We start from the raw sequence: 19,425 nt of genomic DNA, 5'->3' as shown, positions 1-19,425 counted from the left end.
ATCCTCATGGTTATGTATGTATCAGATTGTTGCATTGACGCGGCATTTGCGAAAAATCCAATTGCTGTGAGTATGGTTATTTTTGCCTAATAAGTTATATTAAAGTTGTGCCTTGACTTCACACAGTAATTCGCCTTTAGCTAGCTTGGTAATAATTTTTTGCCCCGATTTTACTTCTTTACTGTCGCGTAGGATTTTTTTGCTTGTTGCATCACTAACAATTGCATATCCGCGTGCTAGGCTAGCTAAGGGACTTATAGCTTGAAGTGTGCGGGATACACCTAAGATTTTTTGCTGACGTATTTGTAATTGGTTTTTTATGCTTAAATTTAAGCGTTGTGTTAATTCGTCACAATGTTGAAATCCATCTTGTAACCGTTGTTGGGGATGACGTAATCGCTTAGTTAAATTTTCAAGGCTTTGCTGATAGCTTTTTAATACATAGTGGATAATATTAATAACGCGCTGATGGGTTTTATCTAATTGTTGTTGGTATTCACGCCTATCTGGACTTGCTAATTGTGCCGCCATAGTTGGAGTGGCAGCACGCTTATCTGCAACAAAATCTGCAATTGTAAAATCTGTTTCATGTCCAATGCCAGTAATGAGTGGTAAATCGCTTTTAAAAATTGCTCTAGCTACGTTTTCCTCATTAAAAGGCCATAAATCTTCTAGTGATCCTCCCCCTCGCGCCAAAATTAAAACTTCACATTCCTTACGTTGATTTGCGATTTTTATTTGCTGAACAATTTGTGCCGAGGCATTTTTACCTTGAACTAATGAAGGATATACAATGATGTTGATAGCAGGAAAACGGAATTTAAGAACAATACAGATATCGCGCAGCGCAGCACCCGTTTCTGAACTAATTACCCCTATCGTACTAGGAAACTTGGGTAAAGGTTTTTTATGTTGCGGCTCAAATAATCCTTCTCCTGCAAGTTGTTTTTTTAATTTTTCAAATGCTTTACGTAAAGCTCCTTCACCGGCAGGTTCAAATTGGTCAATGATTAATTGAAACTCTCCACGTGCGGGATATAAAGAAATTTTGGCACGAGCTAAGATTTGCATGCCATTTTTCGGTTGGTTATCTTCATAACGATGCCGGCCATTGAAAAGCGCACAGCGTACTTGAGCATTTTCGTCTTTTAAAGAAAAATACCAGTGCCCAGAACTAGGGCTTGCAAAATTAGAAATTTCACCTTCTACCCAAATAGGTAAAAATGCATCTTCCAATAGATCTTGAACCATTTGATTGAGTTCAGAGATGCCATAAATTGTTTCTTTAGACATATATACTCTTTGCACTTAAGTTTTTGTCTGTGTGGCTGCTCAACGCGCAATTCTGATGCTTATTGCAGATACCAGATTGCTGCATGGACACGGCACTTGCCAAAAATCTCATACTGGAAGTATATCATCAATCCACTACCTGTAAGTTAACTAATGATCTGTCTTCTTACATCAATAACATTGGGCACCTGTTTGATGCGATCTAAGACTTTGCCAAGTGAGAGTAGACTGGATATTTCGATAGTTAATTTAATATAAGCCTTTGGATCCGGTTTATCACTAGCTAATGTTAGTGCGACCAAATTTAATTTTTCATTAGCAATGAGTGTAGATACATCACGAAGTAAACCGGGTCGATTGTAGGCTTCTACGCAGACGTCCACTGGATACACTTGGCTAACGCCTTGTCCCCAATCAGCATCTACTAAGCGGTTTTGTTTTTCAGGTTCAAGGTTGAGTAAGTGCATACAATCATCACGATGTAACACAATTCCACGACTTTGTGTGATGAAGCCTCGGATAGGATCTCCTGGAACAGGTTTGCAACAGCCGGCGGTCTGCGTTAACAAATCGGTAACACCGGCTATGCTAATACCTTCTGGCAGGCTGCTACGAGGTTTACCTAACAAAATTTCGGGTTGGGCCAAGCTAGTTACTAATTGTTTTTCTTGCGATTGTATCGCATTTAAAAGTTGTGCAAGTCGTAAATCCCCACTGCCTAATGCAGCAATCATTTCTTTTTTGGTCTTAAAATGAAGTTTGTGAGCTAACTTCTCAGGGTCGAGTGTTGGTAATCCTAAGCGCTGAGTTTCTTTATTAAATAAATCTTCACCATTGAGTAAATGCTTATCATAATCTTGAGTTTTAAACCAATGATGGGCTTTTGCTTTAGCGCGAGCCGTGTATAAATAGCCTAAATTTGGGTTTAGCCAGTCTAAACTCGGACTGCCTTGTTTTGCAGTGAGAATTTCGATTTGTTCACCAATTTTTAATTGGTAGGTTAATGGGACAATAGCACCATTGATTTTTGCTCCTCGGCAACGATGCCCCACTTCACTATGAATATGGTAAGCAAAGTCCAAAGGTGTAGAACCTTTAGGTAGATCAAGGATGTCTCCATTAGGTGTAAAGACATACACTCGATCGTCTAAAACAGTGGTGAGACCTGGTACAGTGGCTTTACCACGTTTTACTAATTCCTTTTGCCATTCTAATACTTGACGAAGCCAGGCGATTTTAGTTTGATAGCTTTCTTTCTGTTGTTGAGCAGTTTCTTTATATTGCCAATGCGCAGCTAAACCATGTTCAGATTCTTGGTGCATTTGATGAGTGCGAATTTGGATTTCAAGTATTTTTTGGCCAGGACCTAAAACTGCCGTATGGATAGAACGATAACCGTTGGATTTTGGCGTCGCAATATAATCATCAAACTGTCCTGATACAGGCGACCATAAACTATGAATGATACTTAAAACATTGTAACAATCTTTAACGGTATTGACTAAAATACGGATCGCATTTAGATCATACAGTTCTTCAAATTTTAATTTTTTTTGTTGCATCTTTCTGTAAATACTATGGATATGTTTTACACGTCCATATATTTCAAAGTTATGTAACTGAGCATTACCTAAAATCTTTCGTAATTGAGTTAAAATAATTTGTACATAAGATTCTCGGTCAATTAATCGTTCTTGAAGAAGTTGTGCAATTTGTGCGTATATTTTAGGTTCTAGATAATGTAACGACAGATCTTCCAGCTCCCATTGTAGTTGACCTACACCAAGACGATTAGCTAAAGGAGCGTAAATATCAAGTGTTTCGCGTGCATAGATTTGGCTTGCTTTGCGATCTAACATATCCAGCGTTCGCATAGTAGCGGTACGTTCTGCGAGTTTAATAAGAACAACTCGCATGTCTTCTACCATTGCAAGTAACATTTTTCGAATATTTTCTAATTGTGCTTGATGAAGATTAGCTGCAGTATTGGCCATACGAATGGCGTTCATTTGTTTAGCGCCTTCGATTATTTTAGCTACATTGGGTCCTAAATGTTCATAGACCGTTTCTAAACACAACTCAGCATAATTTACGCAACTATAAATTAAGGAAGCAGCAATAGTTTCTTTATCTAAATGTAAATCTAACAGAATTTCGGCCATAGTGAGGCCTTGCTGTAAGCAAGAGACATGCGTAGGCGTTGTTTTTGATTCGCCCACAATTTGACTTAAAATAGAAGCTTGTCGAATCAATTTGAAATCTTCTTGACTACGTTGCATTGCGGCATGATGTAGCCATGTTTCTAAATTAATACTGCCATCATTATTCAAGTAGAGCGAATTTTTTATTTTAACCATTTTCAATTATCCTTATTTTTAGTTTGCAGCTCTAAAAAATTTAGAAAAATCAACTAACTTAAGTAAACTTGGTTTTGAGCTGAATATTTATTTTATATATAACTTCTAGCTAAAAACTCACAAATTCGATTTTCTAGTAAGCGATAACCCCCTTGATTATTTTTACCTTGAACTGGATCATTAATTAAAATAGAAAAAGCTAGAACTTGATTATTAGCGGTTCGAACATAACCTGCTAAGCTACTTATTCCGTGCATGCTTCCCGTTTTAGCGTGTATCCTACCTAATGCAGGACCACCTAGACGATGTTTTAATGTACCATCGATTCCTGATTGTGGTAAGGATTCAAAAAACAAATCACTATCAGGTAATTGTGTATAAGCGAAATTTAATAATTTAACAAAGGCATTAGGTGTGACTATATTGTTTCGAGATAGACCGGAGCCATCTACCATCACTAGTTGCTTGAAATCAATATCTGTTTTGCTGGCAAGAATAGCTTGAACAGCGTTCCTACCGGTTTTCCAACTACCTTGCACTGAAAAATACTGTTCCCCTAGTTTTTTTAATAAACTATCTGCAATAAGATTATCTGACTTTTTTAACATATTTTTTATTAAAAAAGCAAGTTCAGGAGAGCTATTTTCAGCTAAGGATTTAGCGAGAGGAGGAGTTTTTCCATAGATTAAATTGGAATAGCGGATAGAGTATTTTCTTAATAATCCCACCACAATATCGTAGGTGGCTAAATTTGGATTTTGCAAGGCAACCGCAAATGATAAAGGACCCATTTTAGGGGAAAGATAGCCTCTTAAAGTATAGTGATTTTTGCTAGCTGCATTCGGTTTTAAATCTAATGAGTAACCCCTCTGTCTTAAACGTTTTGTGACGGCTTGATTATCAATAACGATACCTAAATTACTATTACTTTTTATAATGGTGGGATGTAGTAAACGATTAGGTTTAACACTAACACTAAAACAATTGCGATTGATGATGGTAGCGGTTACAGGGGCTGCATAACAAAAAATTCTATCGTCAATGACACGTCCTGGAGGCCAGGTACTCCGATCGATGACAGTATCATCAATAACAATATTACCTTGGACCCTATTTATATGTCGTTCATTTAAAGTCTCTAACATGTCTTTGAGATCCTCGAGCGTTAAATAAGGATCGCCACTAAATTTAATATACAAATTTCCAGTTAAGACACCATTATGAATTCGTGCTCCAGAGTTGGTTAAAAAGCGCGTTTTAAATTGGAAATGAGGTCCTAAATAATCCAAAGCAGCAATACCAGTAAATAATTTTAAGGTACTGGCCGGAACAAAGCCCCGATTGGCATTATACTGATATAACACTCTTCCGGTGGATAAAGACTGTATGGAAACACCGGTATTAAAGCCCCTAAAATGACTTAATATGTTATTCAGGTTTTGTTGAATGGATGAAAGCGATGAATTTTGGCCATTTTCATCATAATAGGCAAAACTTTTCGTCGGGTTTATTAATAAGATCGTACTGCAAAGTATCCCTATCAAAAACAAAAAATTTTTGAGAAATGTGCTGTTTAGTTTATTCATACAACCTATTTAGTAAATAAACAAATTGCTTCTGAATGATGAGTTTGCGGGAACATATCCATTATTCCGGCTTTTTCTAAACTATAACCTTGTTTTACTAATTCTCCCGCATCTCTAGCCAGACTAGCAGAATTACAGGATACATACACAATACGCTCAACATTCCAATTTGCAATTTGCGAAATGATTTCCAAAGCTCCAGAGCGGGGTGGATCCAATAGAATCTTGTTGAAAGTTTGTTGAGCCCAAGCTTCTTTTAATATAGAACTTGTTAAATCAGCTGTATAAAATTGTGTATTGTTAATATCATTATGTTTAGCATTGGCTTTTGCCCGTTCTACGAGTTCTGCATATCCCTCAATGCCTACGACGAAATGGCATCGTGTGGCTAGAGGTAAACTAAAATTACCTAATCCGCAGAATAAATCCAATATCCGATCGCTGAAATTAGGTGAGAGCAATTCCATAGCTCGTTGAATCATTGCTTGATTGATGTCTGCGTTAATCTGTATGAAATGTTTAGGCTCGAATAAGAGCTCTAGAGGTTTATAACCTTTATTTTCCAAACGATAGCTTAATAATTTAGGATCTGCTGGCCAAATGCAATGCGTGCTATTTTCATTGCCGGGCTGTAGATAAAGTTGGATTTGATGCTGTTCAGCAAAGTTTTTGAGTTGCATTTGATCAGAGTTGTCTAAAGGGGTGAGATGTCGAAAAACTAAGCCCAGTATCTCATCACCGAGTGCCGCTTCAATTTGTGGGATAGCTTGAAATGCATTTAGTTTATGAATAAGTTGCTGTAAAGGGACTAAAAGTTGACCAACTCTTGGATCTAAGGTTTTACAAGTTTCTAATTGTGCAAGATAACGTCCATTTTTTTCGCGGAAGCCAACTAACACTGCTTGCTTTTTAGTAACAAATTTAACCCCAAGGCGTGCACGTCGACGATAGCCCCAGCTCGCACCGGTAAGTGGAGGTAATAATGATTTAGGTTTGATTTCAGTGAAATGGCTGAGTTGATCAACAAGTGTCTTTTCTTTATGTTGCAATTGAGCTTGGTTACTTAAATGCTGTAGGCTACAGCCACCACAGCTATCATAATGTAGACAGCCTGGTTGAATTCTATCCATTGAGGCTTTTAAAACCTGAATAGATTTTGCTTCATCATAGGAACGTCGTTTTTTACTATAGGAGATTAGAACGGTTTCTCCAGGTAAAGCATTCTCGATAAAGGTGATTTTGCCATTAATATGTGCAATTCCACGACCTTCATGAGAAATGCCTGTAATGACAATAGGAGTCGTATTGGTAGAGAAAGTTTTTAAATTTTCCATGCTTCTATAAATTGTTTAAAATGGGGTTTATTTTCTTCAGTAATTTTTTCACGTACATAAGCGCATTCTTTTTGATAAGTTTCAAAAGAGAAAGTTCCTCGTATTAATTCAAAACGAAGATAGATTAAATAAGTATTCAATACATCTGTTTCGCAATAATCTCGGATGGCTGCTAATTTTCCATCTAAAAAATAATCCCAAACTTGGCTACCATCCATACCTAGTTTGCCGGGCAAACCTAACATGATAGCAATATCTGTCAGGGGGGCATTTGCACGGCCTTGATAGGCAGCTAATACATCCATCAAATCCGTATGTCGATAATGATAGCGACTCAAATAGTTATTCCAACGGAAACTGGCATCGTCATTACCTATATTCCAATAACTAGGACTACTGATTCCGTATAATAATGCCCGGTAATGTAAAACAGGTAGATCGAAGCCACTACCATTCCAGGATACTAAGATGGGTAAATATTTCTCAATACATTTGAAAAATGCTTCTATAAGAGCAGGTTCATCTGAATCGATATTACCCAAGGACCCAATTTTAAATTGATTTTTAGTGCGCAATGCAACAGAAATAGCCACGATACGTTGCAAATGATGAGGAAGAAAACTTGAATTACCGGTTTTTTCTTGGCGTTTAGCTAACATTATATTAGCGACTTCCCGATCGTTTTTTTCACTATCTATCTTATAAAGAACTCGGCCATTCTTTATGTCAGGAATTGTTTCAATATCAAAAACAAAAGTATTCATAGGATCAGCATAATGTTTGATGGGATAAAGCCCTTTTAATGTATACTCTTTGCAAAAGATCTTGTGATACGCAAAAAATCATGTTTTCTGATATGTTCTTAGTATTGAACAGTAGAACGGGTATATTTCCTAAAAAAGATTCTACATGTTTTATCTCTTTTTATAGTAGACTCTCTGGAAACTTTTTTTGATTGATCTGGTTTGTTATAGTTACTTACAGAAACAATCCTGGTTTTGATTTTTCACTATAGATTGGAAAAATCAGATAGTGATAAAAACATATTTTTAGACTTCTGGCTAGTCCGAATCCGGCTTTTTTGTAGATGAAGTTTAGACACTTACTGAGATAAGAATAGAAGATGAACATTATTTTACTAGGGCCACCCGGGGCGGGAAAGGGCACCCAAGCAGAGTTTTTAACGACTTTTTATCATATCCCCAAAATTTCTACTGGAGATATACTACGCGATCCCGCTATCCAAGGTACCCCTGTGGGACTTCAAATCAAGGCTTTGATGGATGCAGGTCAATTAATTTCTGATAAGGTTATTATTGAATTAGTCGAATCACGTATTCAGCAAGCAGATTGTGCGAATGGTTTTTTATTTGATGGATTTCCACGTACTTTACCTCAAGCGGAGGCGATACGATCTAACGGTATTTTTATTGATTTTGTTATAGAAATTGAGATTGAGGATGATGAAATTGTAAAACGTCTCAGTGGACGACGCATTCATCCCGGTTCGGGCCGTATTTATCATATATTACATAATTCTCCAAAAGTCCCGAATAAAGATGATATAACAAGAGAACCACTCATTCAACGAAATGATGATAAAGAAGCAACTATACGCGAACGTTTGCGCATTTATCATCAACAAACCAAACCAGTACTTTTCTATTACAAAGAATGGCAACGTAGCGGTGATCCGGATGCGCCTTGCTATATATCAATCAATGGCCATGCTGATGTTGATGAAGTTCGCAGACATATTTTTGCCGAATTAAAGAAAAACAGTCAAAAATGAAATACCTATAAACTCGGTAAAGAGGTTAAATTTTTCAAAACTTGATTTAAATCTTCTGGCAATTTGGCAGCTAGCGTTATAGTTTTTCCTGTCGAACCTAAAGTAAACTCAAGCTGACTAGCGTGTAAAAAAAGTCGTTTACAGCCTAGTTGACGCATTTTTTTATTGATTTCTTTTTCTCCATATTTTTCGTCTCCAATAATAGGGTGTTTGGCAAATTGAGCATGAACGCGAATCTGGTGGGTGCGGCCAGTGATGGGCATTGCTGCGATTAATGTGGATTCAACATAATAATGTTGTACAGAAAATTCAGTTAGCGAACTTTTGCCCTCTGCTTGAACAAGTACGATGCGTTCTCCGGATTGTAATTGATTTTTATATAACGGAGCGTCGACTTTTCGTAACGATTTAGGCCAATGTCCTGCTACTAGGGCAATATAAGTCTTTTTCATCTGACCCGAACGTAATAATTCATGTAATTCCTTTAAAATACTACTTTTTTTAGCGAGTAGTAAACAACCTGAAGTGTCACGATCCAAGCGATGAACTAATTCCAAGAATTTCAATTGTGGTCGCAATAGGCGTAAAGCTTCTATGACCCCTAAATGTATCCCGCTTCCACCATGGACGGCCATACCACTAGGTTTGTTAAGGACTAAAAAATGTTTATCTTCAAAAATAATTGCTTTTTCAAGTAGCGCAGCTAAGTTTGCATTTAAAATATTTTTTGGAGTACGGGGGGCAAGTCGTAGGGGGGGGATCCGAATAATATCTCCTTCTTGTAAACGATAATCGGGCTTTACTCTTTTTTTGTTGATGCGTAATTCGCCTTTTCTTATGATTCGATAAAGACGACTTTTAGGTAAGCCCTTTAACCGCGACATTAAAAAATTGTCGAGTCTCTGGCCTGAATAGTCATTTGTTACAGTTAATTGTTGAATAGTTTGCACAATATCGTTAATCTAGCATAAATCTAGCACGACTTTCTAATAATTTGATTAAATCTTATTAAGTTGCCGAAATTGACATCAGTATTTTATCTTTGTTATATATCACCCCGCTTTTTAGATAATTGCTAGTATAGTTTGTGATGAAATTAAATTTATAAATTTAGAGGCTATTATGACTCAATCTGCGGAAGTAACTGCTAAAGATTTGTCTTCTTCCATGGCAACTTTAACTGTTAATGACTTAGCGCCTGTTAATTTGCCGATTTGCAAAGCAACCTTAGGACCTGATGTCATAGATGTGACTCAATTGGCAAAAGTTAATCGATTTACCTATGATCCAGGATTTCTATCTACTGCTTCCTGTTCTTCTAAAATAACTTTTATTGATGGTGATAAAGGTATTTTACTTTATCGCGGCTATTCGATTGATCAACTTGCAGAAAAATCAGATTTTATAGAAGTTGCTTATTTATTACTTCATGGTGAGTTACCTAATCAAACTCAAAAACAGAATTTTAATGAAGAAATTAATCAACATACCATGGTACATGAGCAGCTACGTCATTTTTTTCATGGATTTCGTAGAGATGCTCATCCCATGGCAATTATGTTGGGTGTAGTTGGAGCTTTATCTGCTTTCTATCACGATTTGTTGGATATTCATAATAAAGAACATCGTAAATTAGCCGCATTAAGATTAATTGCTAAAATGCCAACTCTTGCCGCTATGTCTTACAAGTATGCGACAGGATTGCCTTTTATGTATCCTCTGAATCATTTAAATTATGCAGAAAATTTTATGCATATGATGTTTGGGGTTCCAACTGAAAAGAATCCACCTAACCCAGTGTTGGCAAAGGCTTTAGATAAAATTTTTATTTTACATGCTGATCATGAGCAAAATGCTTCTACATCTACCGTTAGAATGGCTGGCTCAACAGGTGCTAATCCCTATGCTTGCATTTCTGCAGGGATAGCCGCCTTATGGGGACCTGCTCATGGCGGTGCCAACGAAGCGTGCTTAAATATGCTGCTTGAAATAGGAGACATTTCTCGTATTAACCATTACATCGACAAGGCAAAAGATCCCAATGATCCCTTTCGATTAATGGGTTTTGGACATCGTGTATATAAAAATTACGATCCGCGAGCATCAGTGATGAAAAAAACATGTCATGATGTATTGGAAGAAACTGGGCAAAAAGAAGTGCCTTTATTTAAACTTGCATTAGCTTTAGAGAAAATTGCTTTAGAAGATCCTTATTTTGTTGAAAGAAAATTATATCCTAATGTAGATTTTTATTCAGGTATTACTTTAAGTGCTTTAGGAATTCCTACCAATATGTTTACGGTAATTTTTGCATTAGCTCGCACGGTAGGTTGGATTTCACAATGGGAAGAAATGATGGCTGACCCAAAACTTCGCATTGCAAGACCTAGACAATTGTATATTGGAAGTACGCAAAGAAATTATATAGCTATTGAAAAAAGATAGTGAAATCCCCATAAATAATTATCTATTTATATAAATTAGAAATTTGGCAATTAAAAAATGTTAATAAAAAAGCTGAATTTTTTAATAATGATAAAATATTATATAATAGAATGTCTATTTAGGTTTATACTTCTTAATTAAAGAAAATATTATTTAATATGACCTTAATTTTAAGAAGGTATACTCAAAGTAATGGGATTTTTGTCAAATGCCGCGTCATACAGCAATCTTTATAGAATAACCATGAGGATTGCGAGTTAAGCGGCAACACAGACAAAAATACAAGTGCGAAAAGTATATATATTTATTGATATTATTTTAACTCTAAGGAATACATATGACGAATATTAAAACACAAACAAAAACTAAACGAGGTAGACCACCCTTAAGTTCTGCTAAAAAAATGCAACGAAGTAAAGCTGCTCTAAACGCGCGTATGACACAAAAAGCCTTACGCGCCAAGATTGCTATGTTGAAAGCTAATTTCAAAGAAAAACTAAAAATTGCAGAGCAAGATGCTTATCAAAAAGCACTTGAAAAAGTTGTTAAAATAGAACATAAAAAAATGGAAGCTAATTTCAAGGCTTTAGCAGTTGCAAAGGCTAAAGGAAATCGAAAAAGAATGAAAAGAATGTTAACGACAAAGGGTCGAGGAAGAGCCTCTCAGCTCAATATAGCTAAAACAGGCACCATACGTAAGCGAGGCAGACCACGAAAAATGAAATAATTTCTATCGCGAAACCAAAGAAGAAAATTAATCTAATATTTGATTATAACAATAAATACAGCTTAAAAATTTAAGCTCAGTTTAAAATCTTTAATTGTTCTATGTAGAATATAGATAAAATAGAATCCTTTAATCTGCGAATTTGAGCATAAAAGGACTATTTACTGAAAATTTCTCATCTAACGCTTTTAACGCATGAAACGCTTAGAGTGAGGTTTTCTCAATAAGGGTTTTAACCTAAATTTCTGTCTTCCCTTAGGCTTACATTCTAAAATATAAATGTAAGCCTTTTATCTAATAAAACAGGGCTAAAACGTTCAAAAATTGTACGAATTATGCTATAGTGGTCTTCTTCTGCTAAATAAGCAGAGGGGGGGTTATATAGTGATATTAAAGAAAATAACAAGTTTATTACTGCTAGCCAGTGGTCTCTTCGTGATGACTGTTAATGCTAGTCCAGTAAGCCAGGACGCTAACGTGCAAGCTGAGCTGCAGCAGTTCAGTAAGCAAGCTCCAGGTCTTAATCCTAAAGTATTACAATTAGGTTTAGAGGCTTATAACAAGGCCAGACAGGAAGGTTTAGACAATCAACATATTCTAACGATTATTGATTATACTAAGCCATCAACAGCACGCAGATTGTGGGTATTAGACCTTAATAACAACTCTGTGCTTTTTAATGATTACGTTGCCCACGGACAGAACAGTGGCGGCAACTATGCAACTTCCTTCTCAGATAGACCAGGAAGTTTAGAATCAAGCTTAGGTGTGTTTTTAACTGAATCAACTTATCAGGGTAAACACGGCTATTCATTAAGGTTAAAAGGTCTAGAAAAAGGATTTAACGATAGGGCGGAAGCTCGTGATATCGTAGTCCATAGGGCAGATTATGCAACGGCGCAATTTGCGCAGCAGCATGGTCGTCTGGGACGAAGTTGGGGTTGTTTTGCAGTCAGTCCAGCAGTTGCCGATTCATTAATCCATTCGATTAAGAACGGAACGCTAGTATTTGCTTACTATCCTGATCCATCATGGTTATCAAAATCGCAGTTTCTTTCATAATAGAGAACACTAACGATTAACCGCAAGCAGCCTTAAAGGCTGCTTTTTTTTGCCCGTGTTTTACTGATTTATCTTTATACACACAGAGTTTTCTTCAAAATTTCTTTATAAATTAAAGCTAATTGTTCAAGATCATTAATAGAGACGCATTCATTAATTTGATGAATAGTACGATTGCATGGACCAAACTCAACAATCTCTGCTTTTAAGGGCGCAATAAAACGAGCATCAGAGGTGCCTCCTGTTGTAGAAATTATAGGTGTAATTCCTGTAAGTTTTTCTATAACATCTAGACAGGCTAAACGTAACTGCCCTGAAGAACTTAGAAAAGGAAGTCCTCCATGTTGCCAAGTGATTTGATATTTTAGATGATGTTTTTTTAAAATATTTTCTACTGTATTTTCTAATTTTTTTGCGGTGGTTGCTGGGGAGTAACGAAAATTAAACTTAACCTCTATGTTATCTGGAATAACATTTCCAGCACCAGTGCCACCATGAATATTAGAAACTTGTAAGCTAGTTGGTTGAAAACTAGGATAGGATACTCCTTCATCCCAGTTGATACCCAATAATTCGGCTAGACTTGGGTTAAAGCGATGGATAGGGTTTTCAGCTAATTGAGGGTAAGCAATATGACCTTGTTTCCCTTTAATGATCAAATGGGCCGATAAGGATCCACGGCGACCTACTTTTAAAGTATCTCCTAATTTTTTTTCGCAGGTAGGTTCGCCAACTAAACAGTAATCTATTTTTTCGTGTCTGTTTTTAAGTGTTTCAACTACTTTTGCTGTGCCATTGACACTAGGGCCTTCTTCATCACTAGTAATTAACCATCCTATAGAGCCACTATGATTAGGATGTTCATCAATAAATTTTTCACAAGCCACTAACATCGCAGCGAGACTTCCTTTCATATCAGCGCTACCACGACCAAAAAGTTGTCCATTGCGAATGCTAGGTACAAAAGGAGGGCTATCCCACTTATTTAATGGGCCAGTGGGAACGACATCAGTGTGCCCAACAAAAACAAATAAAGGTGATTCTTTTCCACGTTTAGCCCAAAAATTATTGACATCCGCAAATGGTAAGTGTTCAATCGCAAAACCTAGGCGCTTTAAGTGCTGACATAAAATAGTTTGACAACCTTCATCTTCTGGAGTAACTGAAGGTCGAGCAACAAGTTGTTGAATTAATTCAATAAGCGATAACATAAGATATAATTCTACATTAAAGGGTTACTATAGGAAATAAGAGGTGGAATTTAAAGGATGAACTATAGAATTTTAGGAATTAAAAATAACTGAAGTATACTCACAGCAATTGGATTTTTGGCAAGGTACCGTGAGAATGAAGCAACCAGAATGTACAAAATACATGAGGATTGCGAATTGAGCGGCAGACAAAAATTCAAGTGCGAAGAGTATAAACACAATAAGTTTTTTCACTAATTATAAATTCCCATATGAAATATAATTCAATATCTATTTTTTATAAAATTGATTTAACGTCGTCAGAGTGCCAACCCTACCAACGTCGTGTATACTTGACGCCAAGTTTTGGTGATGGAAAGAATGCTTTATGACGAGCACTTTGGTATTTATTTATTTCGTTATTGTCTTAGCATTTATCTTCGACTTTATTAATGGTTTTCATGATGCGGCAAACTCTATCGCTATTATGGTTGCAACAAAGGTTTTAAAGCCTTTAACAGCGGTATTATGGGCGGCATTTTTTAATTTTATTGCGTTCTTATTTTTTCATCTAAGTGTTGCGACCACTATAGGCTCAGGTCTTATCGAACCTAATATCATTACCCCTTATGTGCTTTTTGCGGCTCTAATGGGCGCAATTATTTGGAATCTTTTAACCTGGTATTTTGGGTTACCATCAAGTTCTTCTCATGGATTAATAGGAGGACTGGTCGGTGCAGCTTTAGTGGCAGGAGGTTGGCATGTTTTAAATTGGCATGGATTGCTACCTGTATTGATAGCAATAGTCTTGTCACCCTTGTTGGGGTTATCAATTAGTTGGTTGTTGATAAAATTAACACATTTTTTTCTGAAAGATATAAATCCCGATAAGACTCAATGTTGGGCTAAACGCGCTCAATTTGTTGCAGGAGGTTTATTAAGTTTAGGCCATGGTGGTAATGATGCCCAAAAAACAATGGGTATTATCGCTGTATTATTATTTTCTACAGGTCTTTTGAATGGACATTTTTATGTTCCATTTTGGGTAATTATTTCTTGTAATTTCGTAATGGGATTGGGAACACTTATCGGAGGTTGGCGTATTGTGCATACCTTAGGAAATAAAATAACCCAATTAACTCCTTTAAGTGGCGGATGCGCAGCAACAGGTGCTGCATTCACGTTATTTGCAGCTACCGATTTGGGTATTCCTGTTTCTACTACGCATACAGTGACAGGAGCGATTCTTGGAGTAGGCTCAACAAATGGTTGGCTCAATACCCATTGGCCCACTATACGACGAATTATGTGGGCATGGATATTAACTATCCCAGCAGCAGGATTAGTTGCTAGCTTTGTTATGGTTTTAGCTGTACCGTTAAAAATTATTTTACATTAAATGCAAATTATTAATAAAAATATTTTTATCTATTTTAAACAATCTTTATTTAGGTCTAAATTCAGGTACTTTGAAGACGACTTCACTTTTATCGTCTTCAAGATTAGTATTTGAGCATCTTAATCTTTGAAAGAGATTAAAAAATCCTTTTTTTTCGTTAGAAGTTGTTTTTTCAGAAGAATTAGAGGAAGTTTCTGTAGGTAATTTTTGAATAGTATTTTCAGAACTAGATTTATCAGAGACTCTTTTATTAAGATCAGTTGATTTTTGCATACGAACACTCCTTGTTAAACTAATTTAGTTTGTTTTTAATTTATCTATTTAACTTTAGATATAGCTATTAAGTATACAAGATAATGGTTTAAATAAAAAATAATATTAAATATTATTTTTTATTACTATAAAGGTGTTTTTAAATAAATTTAAAAAAAATATACAATAAGATAAGTTATCTCTAAATAAAAGAATATGGCCCGCTGGACGTTAGGGTTTTTAATCGGTGTGGTATGGATTACACATTTCTCGCATTTACCTACGGTAAAACTAGCCTATTTGCTAATATTATTTAGTATAATTTTAATTACTTTAGCTTTTTTTAAACGACTTTTTTTTGCAAATTGGATTTTATTTTTTGTTGCTTGTTGTTTAGGTTTTTCTTGGTCATTAATAATTGCTCATCAACAACTTGCTTTACAATTGCCAAAAATATTGGAAGGTAAGAGGCTAATTGCAAAAGGAAGAATAATAACTATTCCAGAGAATTTCTCGAATGTCGTGCGTTTTGACTTTCTTATACAAAAGCTTGAGACCTCAGAATCTTTACGGTATCCCATACCTGTACGAATTAAAGGGTATTTTTACAAAAATTTAAATGTATTAACTAATTTTAAAAAAGGAGATATCTGGCAATTTGCTTTGCGTCTACGTCGTCCCCGCGCTTTTTGGAACCCTGGTAGCTTTGACTATCAAGCCGAGTTGTTTCAACAAAACATTTGTGCTACAGGTTATCTATTAGAAAAATCACCCCTACACCTAATTCAACGAACAAATGTATATTATTTTATCGATACGCTACGTCAAAAAATTAATACAAATGTAAAAAAAGCGCTACAAGCTTACCCTTTAATAGGACTTATAAATGCTTTAACGACAGGAATGCGTTGTGAAATTACTGATGAACAATGGCGAGTAATGCGTGGTACTGGGACAAATCATTTATTTGCTATTGCAGGTTTACATCTTGCTTTTATTGCAGGAATTATTTATTGGATAGTTCGTTTTACTTTCTGTCGTATATCCGTTGTTATTTTGTATATTCCAGCACCGAAAATTGCTAGCGCATTAACGTTATTATTAACTATTTTTTATAGTGCTTTAGCGGGTTTCGCTATTCCGACCCAGCGTGCTTTACTGATGTTATCTATATTTTCATTGGCGATAATCAAACGGCGCTATCTTACTAGTTGGCATTCATTTCATTTAACATTATTAATTATTTTAATAATAGAACCTTTTGCAGTCCTTTCAGCAAGTTTTTGGTTATCTTTCATAGCAGTTATATTAATTTTTTATGCTGTCTCAAATCGCATGAAGCCATTAAAAAATTGGCGAGTTTGGTGTCGAATACAATTAACTTTAAGCTTAGGACTGATTCCTTTATCTTTATTATTTTTTCAGCAAATTTCTTGGATTAGTTTTATTGCTAACTTAATAGCCATTCCTGCTATTGGCTTTTTAATTTTACCGCTTAGTTTATTAGGTAGCTTACTTAGTTTAGTAAGCGCTGTTCTTGGAAAAAATATCTTAATTTTCGTAGAAAAATTACTTGAGTTACTTTGGAGATTACTCAATTTTTTTTCAGGAATACCTTTTTCTCAATATTATGCCTATTTATCAAATCGCTGGATTTTAGCTTCAAGTATAATTGGCATATTGTTAATTTTGGCGCCTAGAGGAACACCAACTCGTTGTTTAGGTTTCATTTGGCTATTACCTTTATTTTTTGGAGAAAGTCTGGGGCCACAATATGGTGATATTTGGATTCATCTTCTCGATGTGGGTCAGGGTTTAGCTAGTGTAGTTCGTACTCAACATCATGTCCTGATTTATGATACGGGTCCTCGCCTAAGCCCATCCTTTGATACAGGAAAATTGGTTTTACTTCCTTTTTTACAAACAATCGGTGTTCATAAAGTGAATATGATGGTGATTAGTCATGGTGATAATGATCATAGTGGTGGAGCGACGATTATTTTAAAACAAATACAAGTAGATAAAATACTGAGTAGTATTCCTAAAAAATTTCTTCCAAGAATCGTAAATTTGTGCGAAGAACAGATGCGCTGGCAATGGGATGGAATTAATTTCGAGATTTTATACCCACCCTCGAATCTAGACTATCTAGGTAATAATAGTTCATGCGTACTAAAAATTAGTAACCAATTACAAAGTATTTTATTAGTGGGTGATATAGAAAAAGCTGCAGAAAACTATCTTGTTCATTCAAAGCAAAAATCTTTGCAAAGCACAGTATTAATAGTACCCCATCACGGTAGTAAAACTTCTTCAAGCATAGAATTTTTAAATTATGTACAACCAGCCTATGCTTTGTTCCCAACGGGTTTTCATAATCGATTTAAATTTCCGCATAAAATCGTATTAAATCGTTATCAACGTTTAGGTTCTAAAATCTACAATACAGCGACCGAAGGAGCTATTACATTAAAATTAAATGCTCATTCTTATAATATTCAAGCAGAGACTTACTATGAAAGAAATCATCATTTTTGGCAAGATTAATACATTGAAAGATAAAAGTTTTTAAATATTTATTGTTATCGATTGATGAAAACACTGACAAAAATTCATGTGATAAATTAAAAAGGGCCGTAAAACGGCCCAAGGGGGTATATCTGTGTTAATAACGTCCTTGTAGCATCCTTGCTAACACTACATCCTTGTAGTGTAGACATCCTTATCTATTCCACATAACATAAGGATTTGCTAATTAATTTCCACGTCAGTAATCTATTCTTTAGATTATTTCTGGAAATTAAGTCCTTGATTAGATCATTAACAACACACACTACTTAGAGTAACAAAGTTATAATTTATTACAATGGGCGTTTGGCGGCTTCAGTCTTAACTTACACACTTTTGAGTAAAGACTTACAGGAGCTGAGAAATGAATTTGAGGAAGCTTGAAAGAAATTAATAAATAAACAAATTTTCATTTGATTATTAAAGTGAAAATATATTTCGAATTCTAATCCAGTTTAAAATGTACTGGAATAAAATTCATGATTTAACAACCATTTTTTAATAGATATTTCTTTTCCTTTATAGCCACCTATATTTCCTTGAGCCAAAACACGATGACATGGGATTAGTATTGGAAGAGGGTTTGCTCGGCAAGCATTACCTATAGCTCGCGCACCTGTTTTTAATTTATTGGCGAGAGCACCGTAACTAACAGTTGTTTGTATAGGCAAATTACTTAATGCTTGCCAAACCTTAGTTTGAAAAGGAGTCCCTTGGAGTTGGTAGGGGATATTAAACTCAAAGCTTGGGCATCGAAAATATTGATTAAGCTGACTTACGATGTTTTCTATAATTTCTTCATTAGGGGTAATTAATACTCTATCATCGGTTAAAAAATCAAGCCGGATTAATAATTGACCCAAAGTGGATATTCCAAGCTTACCAATAGGAGTTTGAACTATAGCTTTATAAAACATAAAAGCGATATTATCTTTTAAAGGAGTCTAAAACTTTGAATTGCCAACAATATTGAAAAAATTGTTGGCAAAGATTGATATCTACTCTATAGGATCGTTGTTACTAGCATCTTCTTTTGTTGAAATAGAAGCTTGCAGGGTATTTACTAATTTTTCTTTAATACGCGCCGCTTTACCACGTAGGTTGCGTAAATGATATAGTTTTGCTTTTCGAACATCACCACGTCTTTTAATTTCTATGCTAGCCGTTAAAGGGCTATAAAGAGGAAAAACTCGTTCCACTCCTTCGCCATGTGAGATCTTTCTTACAGTAAATGCGGAGTTGAATCCACGATTTCGTCGCGCAATAACAACACCTTCAAAGGATTGTAATCGTTCGCGTGTACCTTCTTTGACTTTAATTTTGACTACGACTGTATCTCCCGCACGAAAGTCGGGAATGTCCTTTTTTGATTGCATTTGTTCTTTTTCAATAGTTTGTATGAGATTGCTCATCGCTAACT

The 19,425-nt window shown here is 35.5% G+C and carries 16 protein-coding genes; 6 read left to right on the top strand and 10 right to left on the bottom strand.

Annotated features, from left to right (window positions below; genetic code table 11):
• Positions 1–99 precede the first annotated feature (99 nt).
• From xseA to AAHI99_RS06030, 5 genes are all read right to left on the bottom strand, one after another.
• Positions 100–1,293 carry an exodeoxyribonuclease VII large subunit gene (xseA, locus tag AAHI99_RS06050; protein ID WP_342227385.1) on the bottom strand — a complete coding sequence of 398 codons (1,194 nt, stop codon included), beginning with the start codon at positions 1,291–1,293 and terminating at the stop codon, positions 100–102.
• A gap of 146 nt (positions 1,294–1,439) precedes the next feature.
• Positions 1,440–3,650 (bottom strand): GTP diphosphokinase, encoded by a 2,211-nt coding sequence (relA, locus tag AAHI99_RS06045; RefSeq protein WP_342227384.1) that lies wholly within the window; start codon positions 3,648–3,650, stop codon positions 1,440–1,442.
• 92 nt (positions 3,651–3,742) lie between these two features.
• On the bottom strand, positions 3,743–5,236 hold the full coding sequence (gene dacB, locus AAHI99_RS06040) for a D-alanyl-D-alanine carboxypeptidase/D-alanyl-D-alanine endopeptidase (RefSeq protein ID WP_342227383.1): 1,494 nt from the start codon (positions 5,234–5,236) through the stop codon (positions 3,743–3,745).
• A 5-nt stretch (positions 5,237–5,241) separates the two neighbouring features.
• Positions 5,242–6,570: a 23S rRNA (uracil(1939)-C(5))-methyltransferase RlmD gene (gene rlmD / locus AAHI99_RS06035; RefSeq protein WP_342227382.1), complete on the bottom strand. Its 1,329-nt coding sequence runs from the start codon at positions 6,568–6,570 to the stop codon at positions 5,242–5,244.
• Positions 6,558–7,334: a 3'-5' exonuclease gene (locus tag AAHI99_RS06030; protein ID WP_342227381.1), complete on the bottom strand. Its 777-nt coding sequence runs from the start codon at positions 7,332–7,334 to the stop codon at positions 6,558–6,560. The genes rlmD and AAHI99_RS06030 overlap by 13 nt, the downstream gene beginning before the upstream one ends.
• A gap of 359 nt (positions 7,335–7,693) precedes the next feature.
• On the opposite strand from AAHI99_RS06030, the gene adk reads away from it, so the two are divergent.
• Positions 7,694–8,362 carry an adenylate kinase gene (adk, locus tag AAHI99_RS06025; protein ID WP_342227380.1) on the top strand — a complete coding sequence of 223 codons (669 nt, stop codon included), beginning with the start codon at positions 7,694–7,696 and terminating at the stop codon, positions 8,360–8,362.
• A 5-nt stretch (positions 8,363–8,367) separates the two neighbouring features.
• On the opposite strand, the gene rluC is transcribed toward adk, so the two are convergent.
• Entirely contained in the window at positions 8,368–9,312 is a 945-nt protein-coding gene (gene rluC, locus AAHI99_RS06020) for a 23S rRNA pseudouridine(955/2504/2580) synthase RluC (protein WP_342227379.1), read from the bottom strand.
• A gap of 205 nt (positions 9,313–9,517) precedes the next feature.
• Between rluC and gltA the strand changes: the two genes are divergently transcribed.
• The 3 genes from gltA to AAHI99_RS06005 all read left to right on the top strand — a co-directional run bounded on the left by gltA (position 9,518) and on the right by AAHI99_RS06005 (position 12,596).
• A complete protein-coding gene (gene gltA, locus AAHI99_RS06015; protein WP_425288737.1) occupies positions 9,518–10,807 on the top strand; it encodes a citrate synthase in 1,290 nt (429 codons plus the stop codon).
• Between the two features lie 337 nt (positions 10,808–11,144).
• Positions 11,145–11,534, top strand: coding sequence for a hypothetical protein (locus tag AAHI99_RS06010; RefSeq protein ID WP_342227378.1), 390 nt, complete (start codon positions 11,145–11,147; stop codon positions 11,532–11,534).
• A gap of 384 nt (positions 11,535–11,918) precedes the next feature.
• Positions 11,919–12,596, top strand: coding sequence for a murein L,D-transpeptidase catalytic domain family protein (locus tag AAHI99_RS06005; protein WP_342227377.1), 678 nt, complete (start codon positions 11,919–11,921; stop codon positions 12,594–12,596).
• Positions 12,597–12,670: 74 nt separating this feature from the next.
• Here AAHI99_RS06005 and dapE read toward each other — a convergent pair whose 3' ends face one another.
• On the bottom strand, positions 12,671–13,807 hold the full coding sequence (gene dapE, locus AAHI99_RS06000; RefSeq protein ID WP_342227376.1) for a succinyl-diaminopimelate desuccinylase: 1,137 nt from the start codon (positions 13,805–13,807) through the stop codon (positions 12,671–12,673).
• Between the two features lie 367 nt (positions 13,808–14,174).
• Here dapE and AAHI99_RS05995 point away from each other — a divergent pair, with 367 nt between their 5' ends.
• Complete coding sequence (locus tag AAHI99_RS05995; RefSeq protein ID WP_342227375.1) at positions 14,175–15,185, top strand: inorganic phosphate transporter; 1,011 nt, start codon at positions 14,175–14,177, stop codon at positions 15,183–15,185.
• Between the two features lie 45 nt (positions 15,186–15,230).
• On the opposite strand, the gene AAHI99_RS05990 is transcribed toward AAHI99_RS05995, so the two are convergent.
• A complete protein-coding gene (locus AAHI99_RS05990) occupies positions 15,231–15,458 on the bottom strand; it encodes a hypothetical protein (protein WP_342227374.1) in 228 nt (75 codons plus the stop codon).
• 195 nt (positions 15,459–15,653) lie between these two features.
• Here AAHI99_RS05990 and AAHI99_RS05985 point away from each other — a divergent pair, with 195 nt between their 5' ends.
• Positions 15,654–17,984, top strand: a complete 2,331-nt coding sequence (locus AAHI99_RS05985) for a DNA internalization-related competence protein ComEC/Rec2 (RefSeq protein WP_342227373.1) — start codon at positions 15,654–15,656, stop codon at positions 17,982–17,984.
• A gap of 476 nt (positions 17,985–18,460) precedes the next feature.
• Here the strand turns inward: AAHI99_RS05985 and AAHI99_RS05980 are convergent, their stop codons facing one another.
• Together AAHI99_RS05980 and rplS are read right to left on the bottom strand one after the other, a co-directional pair.
• Positions 18,461–18,922, bottom strand: coding sequence for a methylated-DNA--[protein]-cysteine S-methyltransferase (locus AAHI99_RS05980; protein WP_342227372.1), 462 nt, complete (start codon positions 18,920–18,922; stop codon positions 18,461–18,463).
• An 81-nt stretch (positions 18,923–19,003) separates the two neighbouring features.
• The gene (gene rplS / locus AAHI99_RS05975) at positions 19,004–19,417 is read right to left on the bottom strand and encodes a 50S ribosomal protein L19 (RefSeq protein ID WP_342227371.1); all 414 of its coding nucleotides are present in this window, start codon (positions 19,415–19,417) and stop codon (positions 19,004–19,006) included.
• Between the last annotated feature and the right edge of the window lie 8 nt (positions 19,418–19,425).

This window comes from Rickettsiella endosymbiont of Rhagonycha lignosa, from assembly GCF_964031165.1.
Classification (GTDB): Bacteria; Pseudomonadota; Gammaproteobacteria; order Diplorickettsiales; family Diplorickettsiaceae; genus Aquirickettsiella.
The sequence above is the reverse complement of the archived record's forward strand: the minus strand, read 5'-3'. Positions and strand labels throughout refer to the sequence as shown.